Genomic DNA, 16,067 nt, shown 5'->3' with positions numbered 1-16,067 from the left:
AGCCAACAGGGCGTTGCATCACGCCTGCTCCTCTCTCTCGCTGACAAGGGGCGCTGATGGCCACTCACCACTTTCAGCCGGTAGATGTCGTTCTGCCCGCTCCCAATCCGCTCTTTTTCAGTTACCAGCAGATGTTGGCCGACAGCGCGACCGTGCTGCACTCCCACCCCTGGGGCCAGCTCAACATGATCAGCCTGGGGATCATGGAGATAGAGCTGGGGGATCAGCGACTGGTGGCCCCTGCCGACTACCTGATCTGGGTACCGGCGGATCTCGACCACACCTCTTACAACGAGCAGACCCTCGACTACACCTCCATCTACGTCAGCCACGAGCTGGCGGCCAAGCTGCCGCCAGAGCCCAGATTGCTGCTGCTAACCCCACTTATTCGCGCCCTGCTGAGCGACTTTTGCGAACGGCGGGTGAGCCATATGGCGGATGAGTGGGATCAGCGTCAGGCCGAGTTGCTGGTGGAGCGGCTGGCGCGCACCCGTTGTCAGGAGAGCTACCTGCCGATGAGTCAGGACAAGCTGCTGGCTCCCATGCTGGCGGTGTTGCACAGCGATCCTGCCGATCCCCGTACTCTGGCCCAGTGGGCCGGACAACTGCACACCACAGAGCGCACCTTGTCGCGGCGCTGCCTGCGGGAGCTGGGGATGAGCTTCGGTCAGTGGCGGGCGCGGTTGCGGCTGCTCAAGGCGCTGGCCTGGCTCAAGGGCGACATGCCCATTCAGGAGATCAGCTGGCGGCTCGGTTACGGCTCCACCTCGGCCTTTATCGCCATGTTCAACCGGGAGCTGGGATGTTCACCCCAGCGTTATCGCCAGCAATCGGCAGAACGGGGGTTCTAATGGGAAAAAACGGGAGCGATGCAGTGTGAATGCCATGATAAGTAGCCTGTTTCTTGTCGTTACAGGGATTATCATAGAGCCCTGTTATCATGGGCCATCTGGCAGCAACGATCGGTTGTCTGCCGGAGTGAATGGCTGTGCCTTCATATTCAGGGGTTAGGGTAAGCATGATCGCGTCCGGTTCCCGTTTGGCCGAGTCACTATTCTGGTATCTGCTGGCGCTCACCGGTTGTGCCATCCTGCTGTTCGAGTTCGGGCCAGAGCGAGTTCTCGATATCAAGGAGTGGCCGCTCTCCATCACAGTGCAGCAGCCACGGGATGCTGGGCCGGGGGCGGTGCGCTATCACCCCTCGGCGGATGATCATCCCGGAGTGGTCTGTACGTTAACCGCCAATCCGGCCAGCTACCCAAGTTGCGGCCTTATCCTCACCCTGACCCCCCGTGACAAGGGGATTAATCTGACCCGTTTTGGCACACTTCATATCCGTTTGAGCGTAACCGGGGCTGGCGAGCAGGATTGGCGCTTGTATCTGCGCAACTACAATCCGGTCTATGACCGGGTTGATGAGCCTGAGCAATCCAAGTTCAACGAGATCATTTTTCGGCCGGCGGATTACGGCCGGGATCACGAGGTGCCACTGGATGTGTTTACCCCGGCGACCTGGTGGATCACCCGTTACAATGTGCCGTTGCAGCAGCAGGGGGCCAATCTGGATCGGGTTTATGCCATAGAGGTTATGGCTGGTTCAGATATGCCGCCCGGTAAGCATGGCGTGGTGATCGAAGCGCTGCAGTTTCACGGTAGCTGGCTCGATGCCACCCTCTTCTATCGGCTGATCCTGTTTGTCTGGTTTCTTTACGGTTGTACCGTTTTTCTGATCAACCACCTTTTGATGAAGCAGCGCTTGCAGCATGCCCATCAGGCCAAACTGGAGGCCGAGGCGCTCAACCGGACCTTGAGTGAAGAGAATCGCCGCTCCCGCGAGGAGGCCTGTTATGATGCCCTGACCGGCGCCCTCAACCGGCTCGGCGGTGAGCGACTGCTGCTCGAGATAGGTGAGCAGCCCTGCACTCTTGTCTATATCGATGTGGATCACTTCAAACAGATCAACGATAGCCATGGCCATCCGGTGGGAGACGAGGTGCTCAAACTGCTGGTCAGCGAGATCCTGCGCCACTGCGATCCCCTCTGCCATCTGGTGCGCTGGGGGGGAGAGGAGTTTGTGTTGGTCTGCCTTGATTACGATGAGTTGCGGGCGTGTATCCTGGCCGAGCGGCTGCGTACCCTGCTGGAGGCATCTCCCCATTGGCCGCTGGCCTTGCGGGTGACCGCTTCGTTCGGGGTGGCCGAGCGGGGGGGAGAGCCATGGGAATGCGTACTCAAACGTGCCGACGAGGCGCTCTATCAGGCCAAGACGCAGGGACGCAACCGGGTAGTGGCGCATTGAGGGCGGTAGCATGACATGTTAAAGACGAGAGCAAGATGACCAGACAATCTATTGGTGCCCTGACCCTGCTGGTGGCCGACTATGACGAGGCTATCGCCTTTTTCACCGAGGGGCTGGGGTTTGCGCTGCTGGAAGATACCCGGCTCGACGAACTGGGCAAACCGGGCAAACGCTGGGTGCGGGTTGCTCCCGCTGGCAGCTCGGGTTCCTCGTTGCTGCTGGCGCGGGCTGCGACCCCGGAGCAGCTGGCCGCCATTGGCAAACAGGGTGGCGGACGGGTATTTCTGTTCCTCGAGACCGATGACTTCTGGCGGGATTACCGGCGGATGCAGCAGTATGGTGTCCATTTTTGTGAACAGCCTCGACAGGAGTCCTACGGCACCGTGGTAGTGTTCGAGGATATCAGTGGCAACCGCTGGGACCTGCTGCAACGCGCTGCTGCCAACTGAATCTGAAAACGTTTATCATCCCGCCTGTCATAAAGTCATAAAAGTGTCACAGAAAATTCTAATAATTGGCGCACCCATCTTCACAGAGGAGAGAGAAGGGAATGGCTAAGCGAATTCTGGTGGTCGAGGACGAAGCACCGATCCGCGAAATGCTCTGTTTCGTGCTGGAGCAGAAGGGGTATGAGACGATTGAAGCGGAAGATTTCGCCGACGGACTGGCGAAGGTGCGTGAACCCTACCCGGAACTTATCGTGCTGGACTGGATGATGCCAGGCGGCAGTGGCATCCAGTTTATCAAACAGCTCAAGCAGGATGAGGTGACCCGCCAGATCCCGGTGGTGATGCTCACCGCCCGCGGTGAGGAGGAGGACAAGGTGCGTGGTCTGGAGGCCGGTGCCGACGACTATATCACCAAGCCGTTCTCGCCCAAGGAGCTCACCGCTCGCCTCCATGCGGTGATGCGCCGAGTCTCCCCCACCTCGGTAGACGAGGTGATCGAGGTGCAGGGGCTCAAGCTGGACCCCGTCTCCCACCGGGTCAGTGCCGAGGAGAAGGCGCTCGACATGGGGCCGACCGAATTCAAGCTGCTGCATTTCTTCATGACTCACCCCGAGCGGGTCTATAGCCGTGAGCAGTTGCTCAACAATGTCTGGGGTACCAATGTGTACGTCGAGGACAGAACCGTGGATGTGCATATTCGGCGCCTGCGCAAGGCGATTGAAGAGACAGGGCACGACAGATTGATCCAGACGGTGCGTGGAGCCGGATACCGCTTCTCAACCCGTCTCTAGAGGCAGTTATGTTGCAACCTTACGCCTGGCGGCGACAGTTGTGGCGAATGGCGTTTTTCTACGCCCCCTTCGCATTGGTTGGCTGGTTGATTGATCATCTTGCCCTCTGCCTGTTGGTGGCGGCAGTGTTGCATCTGGGCTGGCATTACCGTTTTCAGAAGCGGCTGTCTGATTGGCTGTGGCACGACCGCAGCCTGGTACCACCTAACGGCAGTGGCAGCTGGGAGCACATTTTCAACGGGATCTACAAATTGCAACAGCGTCACCGGGCTCGGCGGCGCGAGCTGGCGGGGCTGATCCGCCGCTTTCGGGAGGGGGCCGAGGCGCTGCCCGATGCGGCCGTGGTGTTTCGCGAAGATGGCAGCATCCTCTGGTGCAACCGGCTGGCAGAGCAACTGCTCGGTTTCCGCTGGCCGGAAGATGCAGGTCAGCACATTGGCAACCTGATCCGCCATCCTGCCTTTGCCGCCTATCTGGGGAAGGGGAGCTATGATGAACCACTGGAGATGACTTCTCCGATCAACGAAGAGAAGTTTCTCGAGTTTCGCATTATGCCCTACGCCTCCGATCAGGCGATGCTGGTGGTACGCGATGTCACCCGCCTGCGCAGTCTGGAGAAGACCCGCAAGCACTTTGTCTCCAATGTCTCCCACGAGCTGCGCACTCCGCTCACCGTGCTCAAGGGCTATCTGGAGATGACTGAAGATCCGCCCCCGCCTGCCATGTGGGCCAAGGCGCACCGGGTGATGATGGAGCAGACCATCCGGATGGACAATCTGGTCAACCAGCTGCTCACCCTGTCGCGCATCGAGGCGGCCCCGACCGTGGATCTCTCCCATCTGGTGGACATGCCTGCCATGCTCGGACTGCTGGAGCAGGAGGCGCGGGCGCTCTCGGGCGAACGGGCCCACCAGATCGAATTCATGGTGCAGCCAGACCTGTTTGTGCGCGGGGATAAGGAGCAGCTGCGCAGCGCCGTCTCCAATCTGGTCTACAACGCCATCCACTACACACCGGCAGGGCGCAAGATCAGCGTGGAGTGGCGCAAGCAGGGGGCAATGGCGCTGTTTGCCGTGAGGGATGAGGGGGAGGGGATTGCCCCCGAGCATCTGGCGCGGCTGACCGAACGGTTCTATCGGGTCGACAAGGCCCGCTCCCGCCACACCGGTGGCTCCGGACTCGGCCTTGCCATCGTCAAGCATGCCCTCAGTCATCATGACTGTCAGCTCGAGATTGAAAGTCGTGTCGGCCTTGGCAGTCGCTTCAGCTTCCTGATACCGGCTCGTATGGTGGTGTTAAAATAGCTTTTATGACAATGGGTTAGTAAATTCGAGAGGGCCACAATGCGGGCCCTCTCTGCATTTGTGCAACTTTGTTGTCATGTCATTAAAGTGTCACATTTAATCCATAAATTTGTCACTGCCAGGTCAGATACTGGCGCCGTCTTAAGAACGGACCTTCTGTAACTTTGGAGAGATTGGATGAAACTCAACAAACTGGCTGGTGTAATCGGATTTACCGCAGCAACCCTGTTTTCTGCCAGCACCCTGGCCTATGGTGTCGACAAGGATCTGCCGGATTACACTCCGACCAGCGGTATCTCAGGCAACCTGTCCTCTGTCGGCTCTGATACTCTGGCCAACATGATGACCCTGTGGGCAGAAGAATTTAAGCGTGTCTACCCCAACGTAAATGTCCAGATCCAGGCGGCCGGCTCTTCTACCGCACCGACCGCCCTGACCGAAGGGGTTGCCCAGTTTGGTCCCATGAGCCGCGCCATGAAGGCCGGTGAAATCGAAGCGTTCGAGAAGCGTTATGGCTACAAGCCGACCGCTATCCGCGTTGCCGTCGATGCCCTGGCGGTATTCGTCAACAAGGACAACCCCATCCAGGGGCTGACCATGCAGCAGGTTGATGCCGTTTTCTCCAGCACACTCAAGTGCGGCGAAGCCAAGGCGGCTACCAAGTGGTCTGATCTGGGTCTGGATGGCAGCTGGTCCGGCAAGGATCTGCAACTGTTCGGTCGCAACTCGGTATCCGGCACCTACGGTTACTTCAAGGAGCACGCGCTCTGTAATGGTGACTTCAAGAGCGGTGTGAACGAGCAGCCGGGTTCCGCCTCCGTGGTGCAGTCTGTTTCCGCTTCCCTCAACAGTATCGGTTACTCCGGTATTGGTTACGTTACCTCCGGCGTTCGTGCCATTCCGCTCTCCAAGGATGGCAAGACCTTTGTCGATGCGACTGCCGATAATGCCATCACCGGAAAATATCCGCTGTCACGCTTCCTGTACGTTTATGTGAACAAGCATCCGAACAAGCCGCTCTCTCCGATGGAGCAGGAGTTCGTCAAGATGATGCTCTCCAAGGCGGGCCAGAACATCGTTGCCAAAGATGGCTACGTACCGGTACCGGCCAAGGTGGTGCAGGCGGATCTGAAAAAGCTGGGCATCATGTAACCGCTTGCTGCCAGCATCTACTGATAAAACGAGCCCCAATCGGGCTCGTTTTGTTTTTGGTGACTGTCAGTTCTGTTAATAGCGCTGGATGGATGTTTTTCCGCCAGCCGGGGGCAGGTTCCCTTGCGTAGCAGGGCTGCATTTCCGAGAATAGGGCAACGTTATGGCAAAGGATCCCTTCATGATTGCGTCCCTCTCCAAGTTTGGCCTGGTAGCCCTCTGTAGTTCCCTGCTGGTCGCCTGCGCCCAGTCGCCGACTGGCCGCAGCCAGATGCTGCTCTACTCCCCCCAGCAGATGAACCAGCTTGGTGCCGACTCCTTCGAGCATATGAAAAAGCAGGAGAAGGTGAGCAAGGATGCCAAACTCAACGCCTATGTCTCCTGTGTCGCCAAGGCGGTGACCGCCCAGGTGCCGGCCAGCTATGGCATCACCAATTGGGAAGTGGTGGTGTTTGACTCCAAGCAGGTCAACGCCTTCGCCCTGCCCGGCGGCAAGATCGGGGTCTACAGCGGCCTGCTCAAGGTGGCCAAGAATCAGGATCAGCTGGCGACCGTCATCGGTCACGAGTTGACTCACGTGCTGGCCCAGCACTCCAACGAGCGACTCTCACGCAGCCAGTTGGCGGGGATCGGTCTGGCGGCTGCGGACATTGCCATGGGCACCAGCGAGTATCGCGGCGCCACCATGGCCGCCCTTGGCCTCGGGGTCGAGGTCGGAGTGATGCTGCCCTACGGCCGCACTCAGGAGAGCGAAGCGGATCGGCTGGGGCTTGAGCTGATGGCGCGTGCCGGGTTCAATCCGGCCGAGGCGATCCCCCTGTGGCAAAACATGAGTGCCGCCGCCGGTGGCAACACGCCGCCGCAACTGCTCTCTACCCACCCGAGCAACGAGAACCGGATCGCCGAGTTGCAGGCGCAACAGGCGCAAGTGTTGCCACTCTATGAGCAGGCCCGCGCCAACGGTCTGGTGCCCCAATGCAAGGCATAAGCCTGCGTATGGCGCGCAGCGACGATGCTGCTGCCATGACGGTGATGCAGCGAGCCAGCTGGCTCGCTGCCTATGGCCAGGTGCTCGGTGCCGACCTGCTGGAGCAACTGGATGTTACCGCTCATCTGCAGATCTGGCAGAGCCGTCTGGCCGAGCCGGGCCCAAGGCCCATGCTGCTTTGTCTCGACGAGGTGGTGATTGGCCTGCTCTACTGGCAACCACTGCAGGAAGCGGGGCAGAGCAGCGCCCTGATCCGCGCTTTTTACCTCCATCCCGACCACTGGCGACAAGGCTATGGCAAACGGCTGTGGCAGGCGGTGGCGATGCAGATGCGCCGCGCCGGTTGCCATAGCGTCAAATTGTGGCTGCTCGATGGCAACCACATCGGCGAGGGGTTCTACCTGCGCCGCGGCTTCGTCTTTGATGGCGCAGAGCGCACCCTGATAAGCCTCGGGCAGCCCTGCCTGCAGCGACAAATGAGCCGTTTGCTCTGATCACTCTCCCGTTTTTCGTCCCCGGTCACTTTATTTTTTTTGCGAATTAATACAATGTCCCCCTTGGAACAGAGTTGGATAAACACGGGCTGACAAGGGAGTGCTGGCATGTATTACGGCTTTGATATCGGTGGCACCAAGATCGCCTTCGCGGTCTATGACGGTGCATTGAACCTCTGCCACGAGGAGCGCATGAGCACCCCGGGCAACGATTACGAGGGGCTGCAGCAGCTGATCCGCTCCCGGGTCGAGCAGGCGGATGCCCGCTTCGGCGCTCGGGGCTCGGTCGGCATCGGTTTCCCCGGTGTCATCAACAGCCAGGATCACAGCATAGTGGCGGCCAATCTACCCTCCATCAATGGTCGCCATCTGGGTGCCGATCTGGCCGAGCTGCTGGAGCGGCCGGTCAAGGTGGATAACGACGCCAACTGCTTCCTCTGGTCCGAAGTGCATCAAGGGGCAGCCGACGGCGCAGGCAGTGCGCTTGGCGTCACCATTGGCACCGGCATCGGCGGCGCCGTCTATCTGGCGGGCAAGCTTATTCAGGGGCGCAACTGGCTGGCTGGCGAGATTGGTCACTACCCCCTGCCCGCGACCATGCTGATGAAGTACCCCGAGTTGCCCCGTCCCCGTTGCGGCTGCGGCCGTCTGGTCTGTTTTGAAACCTATGCCTCCGGCACCGGTCTGGAGCGTCTCTATCATCATTTCCATGGCCAGCGCGCCACGGGTCACCAGATTGTGGGACGCTTCGAGGCCCATGAACCCCATGCGGTCGAGACGGTCGACTGCTGGCTGGAGATCATGGCCGCCGGGCTTACCACCGCCATTTCGGTGATTGATCCCGAGGTGGTGGTGTTGGGGGGCGGCCTGAGCGGCCTGCCCGCCCTCTATGAACAGCTGCCGCTGCGTCTGCCCGGTCACTTGCTGCCCGGGGTCGCCCTGCCCGAGATCCGCCAGGCCCGCTTCGGCGGTGCCGGTGGTGTGCGCGGCGCAGCCTTGCTCAATCTATGAGATCAGATGTGGGGTCTGATCTCCCCGAAAAAGGAGTCCTCATGACCCGTCTTGAAATCTGTATCGACAACCTGGAATCCCTGTTTACTGCCCAGCAATCCGGGGCGGATCGCATCGAGCTCTGCTCTGCGCTGGGTCTCGGTGGTCTGACCCCCTCCTACGGTTTTATGCAGCTGGCGGCCCGCCATGCCACCGTGCCGGTTTATGCCATGATCCGCCCGCGCGCCGGGGATTTTTGCTTTAACGACGGCGAGTTCGAGATGATGCTGCAAGATATCGCGGCGGCAAGCGCTGCGGGGCTGCAAGGGGTGGTGGTCGGTCTGCTGGATGAGGAGGGGCGGGTGCCTGCCGCCAAGCTCAAACAGCTGGTGGATGCAGCAGGATCGTTGGGGGTCACCTTCCATCGCGCCATCGACCTCTCCTCCGACTGGCGTCTGGATCTGGAGACCATAGTCGCGGCCGGCTGCGAGCGTATTCTGAGCTCGGGCCACGCCGCAACCGCGCTGGCTGGGCTCGAGACCCTGCAGGAGATGCAGCAGGCGCTGGCGGGACGTGCCAGCCTGATGCCGGGCGCCGGGGTCAATGCCGACAACGTGCGTACCATCATCGAGTTCACCGGGGTGAGCGAAGTGCATATGTCCGGCATGGGCTGGCGCGGTGGCATGGTGCCGCACGGAGTGAATATGGGCACTTCGGATGATGGTCGGGTCAATATCACCGATGGCGCCAAGGTGGCTGCGGTCAGAGCCTTGCTGGATCGCGGTTAAGCAGATCGCCGCCGTTGGGCGGCGTTCATCCGCATCTTGTGTGAAGTTCCTCCCACTGACGGGGAAATCAGGGGCGCCCCCGGCAGCACCCTGGCCAAAAGTCTGATATTATCCCGCCTCTTTACTACATGGATCTGGAGCAACATCTCAATGTCCCAATACGACTCTATCGAACAGAAGGCCAGCTATGGCATCGGCCGCAACATGGGTGATCAGCTGGCGCAGCAAGCTTTCGCCGGTCTGGATATCCCGGCCCTGCAACAAGGTCTGGCAGATGCCCTGAATGGTCTGGAGTTCGCGGTCAGCCGTGACGATATCAATGATGCCTTCCAGGTGATCACTGCGCGTATGCAAGAAGAGCAGGAAGCCGCCGCCAAGGCCGCCGCTGCTGACGGCGAAGCCTTCCTGGCTGACAACGCCAAGCGCGCTGAAGTGAAGGTGACCGACTCCGGTCTGCAGTACGAAGTGCTGGTAGAAGGCAACGGTGCCGTTCCGGTAGCAGGTCAGTCCGTGCGTGTGCACTACCACGGTACCTTCACCCACGGTGGTGTATTCGACAGCTCCGTCGCTCGCGGCCAGCCGGCTGAATTCCCGGTGACCGGCGTGATCGCTGGCTGGGTTGAAGCGCTGCAGCTGATGCCGGTTGGTTCCAAGTGGAAGCTCTACATCCCCCACGATCTGGCCTACGGTGCCCGTGGCGCGGGCTCCATCCCGCCTTACTCTGCACTGGTATTTGAAGTCGAGCTGCTGGACATCCTGTGATCCTGCTGGCTTGATGCAAACGGCGACCCTCGGGTCGCCGTTTGTTTTTGGGCTATGTGATAGACAGCATTTGTCGCGACCAGCGGGCTGGAGAGCAGAAAAGGGCGGCACTTTTGCGCTTTTTAGTGGTTTTTTCAGAAACGGGAACAGGCATACTGCGACTCATTAGAGAGGATAAGGAGAACCCGATGAGCAAGAAGATGAAGAAAGTAGCGGGGCTTGCTCTGTTGCTGCTGAGCATTCCGGCCAGTGCTGATGCCATGCGCTGCAAGAACGCCCTGATCACCGAGGGAGACACCACCGCCGAGATGCTGCTCAAGTGCGGTGAGCCTATGTTGCGTGAAGAGCTCAACCGCAACGAGGAGAACCAGTTTGGCAACATGGTGCAGGTCAAATATGGTGAACGCTGGACCTACAACTTCGGCAAGAACGAGTTCATGCGCTTTGTGACGGTGCGCAACGGCATCATTACCGATATCGAAAACGGCCCGCGCGGCCAGTAGCCGGCGGGCAAAGCATGGATGCATAACAGACAGTAGGGCAAGACCCTTTGACTCACATGTCCGGCAAGGGGTCGCGGTGACCAAGTTGTCTGACCGCCAGATTGATCTGGCGAGCCAGTCTTAGCCGCTGGCGGCAGGTCAGGCCATGGAGGCTGATCCTGCCCGCGTTGAATTCAAATGTCCCCAGCGACTCGATGGCAAAATAGCCTCGATGAAAGCTCTTGATGTAGCGAGCGATCTGCCGTGGGGATAACTGCTTGAATACCTTCATCACACGGTTCCCTGATTGCCTGGACAGGGCACACTATGGTGTCGGTCGATGACACTGATATGACGGTTTATAAAGATTTGCATGAATCCTTATTTTGCCAGTGAGCTCGGCAAATTGACGGCATCATCGAAAAAGTTGTGCCATGACAAACCACCGCACCGATATACTGCGGGCTTGAATGGAACAAATAAAAGGGCCTGTGCGTGGAATGGGTTGATGTGGTGGACGAGGATAACCGGGTGATTGGCGTGGCCGAGCGAGCCAAGGTGCGGCGGGAGAATCTCTGCCATCGCGCCAGCTATATTCTGGTGCTCGACGACGCGGATCGGATCCTGGTGCAGCGACGCACCCTCAGCAAGGATTTCTGCCCCGGCATGCTGGATGCCTGCGCTGGTGGCGTGGTCACCACCGGTGAGGAGATGGAGCGCTCCGCCCGCCGCGAGCTGGCCGAGGAGCTGGGGATTATAGATGTTCCTCTGCAGGGCTTTGGCAGCTTTTATGCGGAAGGGGAGGGCTACCGGGTCTGGGGTGGCCTCTTCAGTTGCCGTTATCAGGGGCCGCTGCAGTTGCAGGCCGAAGAGGTGAGCTCGGTGCACTGGATGAGCCTGGCCGAGATCGCCGAGCGTGCCAGCGAATTTACCCCCGACTCCCTGCTCGCCATCGCCACCTGGCAGGCGAGGCGCTGAACAATTTCATATATCCTCTTCTTCAGAGACAAGACGGGCAGCCTGATGGCTGCCCGTTTGCCTTTGTGCATTTACTTGGCCTGCTACACCAGTTTTAGGCGCCGGTTGGAGCGACCGCACGGGCTTGGCGTCGTGAGCCAGTGCCCCTGCCAGTCGGTGACGAGGCGCAGCAATGGATACTCCAGGTCAAGCCTGGTCAGCACCAGCTGGCCGGTCTCGTCGCCGCTCACCGGCTCGCCGCTGGCGGGATCGATGATCTCGATGATGCAACTCTCGCTCACAATAAATCCCTCTCCTGGTCGGCTCTCGTAAGCCACTACCCCCACATCCTGCCACACCAGACAGTTGAGGGCCGCAATGCCGTGAATGGCGCGCAGCGGCGCGGTTTCCGGGTGAGTGGCTTCACACAGCAGTGCGCGGCGCAGCGAGTCGGTCGGGATGTCGGCCGCTTCGGCCGCTTCCAGCAGATCGAGCAGGGTCACCAGCGGACCGACGTAGCCGGTGGGTTGATAGCGCAGCAGCGCCTCCAGCTGGCGCTGGGTATCGTGGGGCCCGCAGGGCACCACGGGGGCGCCCAGCTGGCGGGCGCCGTTATCGAAAATAAAGGCGGTGGGGCCGGCATGATAGTCGTGGCCATTGAGTATTACCTCACCTGGCTTGAAGCCGGCGGCAAACAGTGCTCGAGCGGCCCCCCACCAGTCTGCTCCCGCATACTCGGGGATGGCCAGCTGGCCCGGACAGGAGAAGACCCGCAACGCCTGACTGGCGGGGCGGCCGGTGAGTCCGGCGAACGGAGGGTGAGCCTGCTGGGCGGCAAACAGCTCTTTGCTGTCGAGCAGTGGCAGGGTGGCCAGCTCTGCCAGATCCTCGAGGCGGCACTGGCGATAGACGCTGGAGTAACCGGCGCAATATTGACTGACATGGGTAAGCTGATGATTGAGCTGCTCCAGCTGCTGTTGTTCGCGCAAGGCGGGGGGGCGAATTTCCAGTCCATCGTAATAGTGCTGCATGAGGCCTCCTTGGTCGGCTGATCCTGCTCAAGGTTAGTTCAAATGATCCAAGCAAAGGGAGGTCTGTGTCACAGCTCGGCAGTGGGGTAGACTGGGGCCTCCTCCCTCCACTTAAGGACGAGCACAATGATTGCGATGGGTCAGACTCTGCCTTCGGGCGAATTTACCTTTATCACCGCCGAGGGCAAGCAGCTGCGGGATAGCCAGACGCTGTTCGCCGGTAAAAAAGTAGTGCTGTTTGCGGTACCCGGTGCTTTTACTCCCACCTGCTCCAATGCCCACCTGCCCGGTTATGTGGTGCTGGCCGATCAGTTTATGGCCAAAGGGGTGGATGCCATCTGCTGTCTGTCGGTCAACGATGCTTTCGTGATGCGGGCCTGGCAGACGGCCCAGAATGCCGAGGCGATCACCATGCTGGCGGATGGCGACGGCAGCTGGACCCGGGCGCTGGGTCTGGCCAAGGATACCGGCGCCTTTGGAGGTATCCGCGCCCAGCGCTTTGCGTTGATCGCCAACGATGGCGTGGTCGAGCAGCTGTTTGTGGAGGCGCCTGGCAAGTTTGAGGTCTCCGATGCCGCGAGTCTGCTGGCTGTGCTGTGAAATGTTAATCGCAGTTTGATTTTCCCTTGAAATGGGAGGCTGGCTCGTTACACTGGCGCCACTTTTGAATCGGGTCAGGAGCTTGTCCTGACTCTGTTGCTTACTGGCGATGGGATGGAGATGTTATGACCCTGGCTGTTGTTGCCCTGATTGCCGGACTGGCGCTGCTGGTCTGGAGTGCTGACAAGTTTGTGGATGGTGCTGCGGCGACCGCCCGTTATGCGGGGATGCCACCGCTGCTGATCGGCATGGTGATCATCGGTTTTGGTACATCGGCCCCTGAGATGGTGGTCTCGGCGCTGGCGGCGTCACAGGGCAATCCCGGGTTGGCGCTTGGTAATGCCTATGGCTCCAACATCACCAATATCGCGCTGATCCTGGGTCTGACGGCACTGATCAGCCCTATCGCGGTGGCCTCTCAGGTAGTGCGCAAGGAGATCCCCATCCTGCTCGGTATTACCCTGCTCTCAGGTGCCCTGCTGATTGATGGTCATCTGGGCCGGATGGATGCGGTCATTCTGGGGGCCGTCTTCGTTGCCCTGATGGGCTGGTCCATCTGGGCTGGCATGAATGGCAAGGGAGATGCGCTGGATACCGAGACCGCCGAGGATATCGAGAGCGAGGGGATGTCCCTCAAGAGCGCCGTTTTCTGGTTGGTGGTCGGGCTGGTGCTGCTGATCGGCGCTTCCCGCCTGTTGGTCTGGGGGGCGGTGACCATCGCTCAGGCGCTTGGTATCAGCGATTTGGTGATTGGTCTCACCATAGTCGCGATAGGAACCTCCCTGCCGGAGCTGGCTTCGTCTCTCATCGCCATTCGCAAGAACGAGCATGATCTGGCCCTTGGCAACGTGCTGGGCTCCAACCTGTTCAACACCCTGGCGGTGGTGGGGATCGCGGCGGGTATTCATCCGTTGGATGTGGCGCCGGAAGTGCTCTCCCGCGACTGGAGCATCATGATGGGGTTGACCCTGCTGCTGCTGGTGATGTGTCTGGGCCGCAAGGGGCAGGGCCGCATCAACCGGCTGGAGGGGGGCGTGTTGCTCACCTGCTTCGTCGCCTACACCGGCTGGCTGCTGACCAGTCAGTTCGTCTAGCCAGATCTGGCAAGATAAAACGAACGAGGGGAAGCCTGGCTTCCCCTCTTTGCATTCAGGTGTCGGTCTTAAGCGACGGCCACCAGTTTCTGCCCCTTCTGACTGCTGTCCAGAATGAGGATGCTGGCCTTGGGGAAGAAGTTGAAGGTGGAGGCGGAGGCCCAGGTGTAGGCGCCCATCACCTTGCCAATCACCAGTTCGCCGATAGCCAGATCCGGCAGCATGATGCCATCGCGGATCACATCCACGCTGTCGCAGGTGGGGCCGGAGAGCACCGAGTTGTGCTGCTCGCCACAGGCATAAGGCGTGCTCACCGGATAGGTAACGTGGTCATAGAGCTGGCCGTTGTAGCTGCCGTAGAGACCGTCATCCAGGTAGTACCAGATCTTGTCGCCGCGGTGGGCCTTGCCCATCACGCTTGAAACCGAAGTCATGGCCGGTGCGCTGATAAAGCGGCCCGGTTCGGCAATCTTCTGCACGGTAGCGGGCAGCTTGGCCAGCGCTTCGCGGATCGGGGCGCAGAAGCCGTCGATATCGAACTCGCCCCCCTCATAATCGACCGGGAAACCGCCGCCGATATCCAGCACCCAGGGCTTGAGCCCGAGCGCCCAGGCTTGCTCCATGATCTCGCGGCAGGCGTCGATGGCCTGCACATGGCGACGGGCATGAGGCACTTGCGAGCCGACGTGGAACGACAGCCCCATCACCTTGATCCCCTTGGCGTGGGCCAGTTGCAGCAGCGGCAGCGCCTGCTCCGGAGTGCAGCCGAACTTCTTGGAGAGATCGACCTTGGTCTCGGGGTTCGGGAAGCTGACCCGCAGCAGCAGTTTCACTTCGTCCTTGTAGGGAATGAACTTCTCCAGCTCCAGCGGGTTGTCGTAGACAAACACAGTGCAGCCGAACTCCAGCGCATAACGGATATCGCTGTCGCGCTTGATGGGATGGGTATGAATGCAACGTCCCGGGCGAACCCCCTGACTGCGCACCAGATCCACTTCGCCATTGGTGGCCAGATCGAAACAGGCCCCCTCTTCCTTCAAGACAGAGACCACCGCCTCATGGGGCAGGGGTTTGAGTGCATAGTGCAATCGTACATCGGGCAGGGCGGCGGCCAGGGCCCGATACTGTTTGCGGACGGCTGCCTTGTCGAGCAGCAGCAGGGGGGAGCCGAATTGTTCAACCAGCTGACGGTAATCTTGTGCGACCACATCTTTTGCAACCAGGGTCTCGTTCATTCTCTTTTGGTCATCCTTAGGGGGCGTGATATGCCCAAGCCATATGCGATTGAACCGGCGACGGCCGGGTCAGGCGAGCGGTCCGGTGGGACCAACCGAACACAGTGCATAAATTGATAACAAAGTGCTTGGTTATGCAGCGGATTATCGGCTTATTGATTCTGTGTGCAAGCATTTTGATTGGATATGTCGGCAAGATTTTCTTGGCGAAACGAGAGGGATCACTGTTCTCTATCCGCCATTTTTCCCGTTTGGGCCACATTTGATCCGTGAAAGCCTAACTTGTTGATAGTTAACTAACATTTAACATTCTTGCTGCGATTCTGGTGGTCACTAAAAAAATATAAATGGGGGCGGCCAAGTGCGAGACAGCTCACATTTTTTGGATTAACATGCCGACTTCCTAATCCAAACTAGTTCGGATGAAGGTAGCAGGAGAGCGATGGGCAACCATCCACCGAAGAAGTGAATCTTTCAGGTACCGGGCAACCGGTGTGGACTGCTACTGGACGATACTCTGGAGAGACCCGTTAAATCGGGCGCCGAAGGAGCAAGGCACCATGACTACCCGCAAGGGCAGGCTGGCGCCGGAAACTCTCAGGCAAAAGGACAGAGGGGATGGGATGGTTGTACCTGGGCTTGGCCCGCATC

At 59.7% G+C, this 16,067-nt stretch carries 18 protein-coding genes and 1 riboswitch; of the genes, 15 read left to right on the top strand and 3 right to left on the bottom strand.

Annotated features, from left to right (window positions below; genetic code table 11):
* Positions 1–56 precede the first annotated feature (56 nt).
* From G5287_RS10965 to G5287_RS10910, 12 genes are all read left to right on the top strand, one after another.
* A complete protein-coding gene (locus tag G5287_RS10965) occupies positions 57–851 on the top strand; it encodes an AraC family transcriptional regulator (RefSeq protein ID WP_167572381.1) in 795 nt (264 codons plus the stop codon).
* A gap of 167 nt (positions 852–1,018) precedes the next feature.
* Positions 1,019–2,299 carry a GGDEF domain-containing protein gene (locus G5287_RS10960; protein WP_167572380.1) on the top strand — a complete coding sequence of 427 codons (1,281 nt, stop codon included), beginning with the start codon at positions 1,019–1,021 and terminating at the stop codon, positions 2,297–2,299.
* 35 nt (positions 2,300–2,334) lie between these two features.
* Entirely contained in the window at positions 2,335–2,748 is a 414-nt protein-coding gene (locus G5287_RS10955) for a VOC family protein (RefSeq protein ID WP_216951837.1), read from the top strand.
* A 101-nt stretch (positions 2,749–2,849) separates the two neighbouring features.
* On the top strand, positions 2,850–3,539 hold the full coding sequence (gene phoB / locus G5287_RS10950; protein WP_026457670.1) for a phosphate regulon transcriptional regulator PhoB: 690 nt from the start codon (positions 2,850–2,852) through the stop codon (positions 3,537–3,539).
* 8 nt (positions 3,540–3,547) lie between these two features.
* Positions 3,548–4,843: a phosphate regulon sensor histidine kinase PhoR gene (gene phoR, locus G5287_RS10945; protein WP_216951836.1), complete on the top strand. Its 1,296-nt coding sequence runs from the start codon at positions 3,548–3,550 to the stop codon at positions 4,841–4,843.
* Positions 4,844–5,020: 177 nt separating this feature from the next.
* The gene (locus tag G5287_RS10940) at positions 5,021–5,995 is read left to right on the top strand and encodes a PstS family phosphate ABC transporter substrate-binding protein (RefSeq protein WP_421231277.1); all 975 of its coding nucleotides are present in this window, start codon (positions 5,021–5,023) and stop codon (positions 5,993–5,995) included.
* 181 nt (positions 5,996–6,176) lie between these two features.
* Positions 6,177–6,983 (top strand): M48 family metallopeptidase, encoded by an 807-nt coding sequence (locus G5287_RS10935; RefSeq protein WP_216951834.1) that lies wholly within the window; start codon positions 6,177–6,179, stop codon positions 6,981–6,983.
* Positions 6,971–7,477 carry a GNAT family N-acetyltransferase gene (locus G5287_RS10930; protein ID WP_150390418.1) on the top strand — a complete coding sequence of 169 codons (507 nt, stop codon included), beginning with the start codon at positions 6,971–6,973 and terminating at the stop codon, positions 7,475–7,477. Before G5287_RS10935 ends, G5287_RS10930 begins: the two co-directional genes overlap by 13 nt.
* Before the next feature lie 108 nt (positions 7,478–7,585).
* Positions 7,586–8,488: an ROK family protein gene (locus G5287_RS10925; protein WP_421231276.1), complete on the top strand. Its 903-nt coding sequence runs from the start codon at positions 7,586–7,588 to the stop codon at positions 8,486–8,488.
* Between the two features lie 41 nt (positions 8,489–8,529).
* Positions 8,530–9,255, top strand: a complete 726-nt coding sequence (locus tag G5287_RS10920; RefSeq protein WP_421231275.1) for a copper homeostasis protein CutC — start codon at positions 8,530–8,532, stop codon at positions 9,253–9,255.
* Between the two features lie 150 nt (positions 9,256–9,405).
* Positions 9,406–10,017: an FKBP-type peptidyl-prolyl cis-trans isomerase gene (locus G5287_RS10915; RefSeq protein ID WP_005338405.1), complete on the top strand. Its 612-nt coding sequence runs from the start codon at positions 9,406–9,408 to the stop codon at positions 10,015–10,017.
* A gap of 188 nt (positions 10,018–10,205) precedes the next feature.
* Positions 10,206–10,520 (top strand): DUF2845 domain-containing protein, encoded by a 315-nt coding sequence (locus tag G5287_RS10910; protein WP_005338404.1) that lies wholly within the window; start codon positions 10,206–10,208, stop codon positions 10,518–10,520.
* A gap of 52 nt (positions 10,521–10,572) precedes the next feature.
* Here the strand turns inward: G5287_RS10910 and G5287_RS10905 are convergent, their stop codons facing one another.
* Positions 10,573–10,791, bottom strand: a complete 219-nt coding sequence (locus tag G5287_RS10905; RefSeq protein WP_005338403.1) for a DUF1107 family protein — start codon at positions 10,789–10,791, stop codon at positions 10,573–10,575.
* A gap of 203 nt (positions 10,792–10,994) precedes the next feature.
* Here G5287_RS10905 and yfcD point away from each other — a divergent pair, with 203 nt between their 5' ends.
* Complete coding sequence (yfcD, locus tag G5287_RS10900) at positions 10,995–11,477, top strand: NUDIX hydrolase YfcD (RefSeq protein WP_167557839.1); 483 nt, start codon at positions 10,995–10,997, stop codon at positions 11,475–11,477.
* An 83-nt stretch (positions 11,478–11,560) separates the two neighbouring features.
* On the opposite strand, the gene G5287_RS10895 is transcribed toward yfcD, so the two are convergent.
* Positions 11,561–12,487 carry a phenylacetate--CoA ligase family protein gene (locus G5287_RS10895; RefSeq protein ID WP_216979277.1) on the bottom strand — a complete coding sequence of 309 codons (927 nt, stop codon included), beginning with the start codon at positions 12,485–12,487 and terminating at the stop codon, positions 11,561–11,563.
* A gap of 126 nt (positions 12,488–12,613) precedes the next feature.
* On the opposite strand from G5287_RS10895, the gene G5287_RS10890 reads away from it, so the two are divergent.
* Both G5287_RS10890 and G5287_RS10885 read left to right on the top strand, forming a co-directional pair.
* A complete protein-coding gene (locus G5287_RS10890) occupies positions 12,614–13,087 on the top strand; it encodes a peroxiredoxin (protein ID WP_100646526.1) in 474 nt (157 codons plus the stop codon).
* 125 nt (positions 13,088–13,212) lie between these two features.
* Positions 13,213–14,181 (top strand): calcium/sodium antiporter, encoded by a 969-nt coding sequence (locus G5287_RS10885; RefSeq protein ID WP_216951830.1) that lies wholly within the window; start codon positions 13,213–13,215, stop codon positions 14,179–14,181.
* A gap of 68 nt (positions 14,182–14,249) precedes the next feature.
* Here G5287_RS10885 and G5287_RS10880 read toward each other — a convergent pair whose 3' ends face one another.
* On the bottom strand, positions 14,250–15,416 hold the full coding sequence (locus tag G5287_RS10880) for a type III PLP-dependent enzyme (protein ID WP_005343923.1): 1,167 nt from the start codon (positions 15,414–15,416) through the stop codon (positions 14,250–14,252).
* 507 nt (positions 15,417–15,923) lie between these two features.
* Positions 15,924–16,039, top strand: a riboswitch (glycine riboswitch).
* Positions 16,040–16,067 lie beyond the last annotated feature (28 nt).

The sequence above is a fragment of the Aeromonas sp. 603079 genome (genome assembly GCF_049172135.1).
GTDB lineage: Bacteria > Pseudomonadota > Gammaproteobacteria > Enterobacterales > Aeromonadaceae > Aeromonas > Aeromonas veronii.
The sequence above is the reverse complement of the archived record's forward strand: the minus strand, read 5'-3'. Positions and strand labels throughout refer to the sequence as shown.

Bases quoted from the DNA above. Each gene is read 5' to 3' on its own strand.
- G5287_RS10965 (WP_167572381.1), top strand. From the start codon at position 57: ATGGCCACTCACCACTTTCAGCCGGTAGATGTCGTTCTGCCCGCTCCC.
- G5287_RS10960 (WP_167572380.1), top strand. From the start codon at position 1,019: ATGATCGCGTCCGGTTCCCGTTTGGCCGAGTCACTATTCTGGTATCTG.
- G5287_RS10955 (WP_216951837.1), top strand. From the start codon at position 2,335: ATGACCAGACAATCTATTGGTGCCCTGACCCTGCTGGTGGCCGACTAT.
- phoB (WP_026457670.1), top strand. From the start codon at position 2,850: ATGGCTAAGCGAATTCTGGTGGTCGAGGACGAAGCACCGATCCGCGAA.
- phoR (WP_216951836.1), top strand. From the start codon at position 3,548: ATGTTGCAACCTTACGCCTGGCGGCGACAGTTGTGGCGAATGGCGTTT.
- G5287_RS10940 (WP_421231277.1), top strand. From the start codon at position 5,021: ATGAAACTCAACAAACTGGCTGGTGTAATCGGATTTACCGCAGCAACC.
- G5287_RS10935 (WP_216951834.1), top strand. From the start codon at position 6,177: ATGATTGCGTCCCTCTCCAAGTTTGGCCTGGTAGCCCTCTGTAGTTCC.
- G5287_RS10930 (WP_150390418.1), top strand. From the start codon at position 6,971: ATGCAAGGCATAAGCCTGCGTATGGCGCGCAGCGACGATGCTGCTGCC.
- G5287_RS10925 (WP_421231276.1), top strand. From the start codon at position 7,586: ATGTATTACGGCTTTGATATCGGTGGCACCAAGATCGCCTTCGCGGTC.
- G5287_RS10920 (WP_421231275.1), top strand. From the start codon at position 8,530: ATGACCCGTCTTGAAATCTGTATCGACAACCTGGAATCCCTGTTTACT.
- G5287_RS10915 (WP_005338405.1), top strand. From the start codon at position 9,406: ATGTCCCAATACGACTCTATCGAACAGAAGGCCAGCTATGGCATCGGC.
- G5287_RS10910 (WP_005338404.1), top strand. From the start codon at position 10,206: ATGAGCAAGAAGATGAAGAAAGTAGCGGGGCTTGCTCTGTTGCTGCTG.
- G5287_RS10905 (WP_005338403.1), bottom strand. From the start codon at position 10,791: ATGAAGGTATTCAAGCAGTTATCCCCACGGCAGATCGCTCGCTACATC.
- G5287_RS10895 (WP_216979277.1), bottom strand. From the start codon at position 12,487: ATGCAGCACTATTACGATGGACTGGAAATTCGCCCCCCCGCCTTGCGC.
- G5287_RS10890 (WP_100646526.1), top strand. From the start codon at position 12,614: ATGATTGCGATGGGTCAGACTCTGCCTTCGGGCGAATTTACCTTTATC.
- G5287_RS10885 (WP_216951830.1), top strand. From the start codon at position 13,213: ATGACCCTGGCTGTTGTTGCCCTGATTGCCGGACTGGCGCTGCTGGTC.
- G5287_RS10880 (WP_005343923.1), bottom strand. From the start codon at position 15,416: ATGAACGAGACCCTGGTTGCAAAAGATGTGGTCGCACAAGATTACCGT.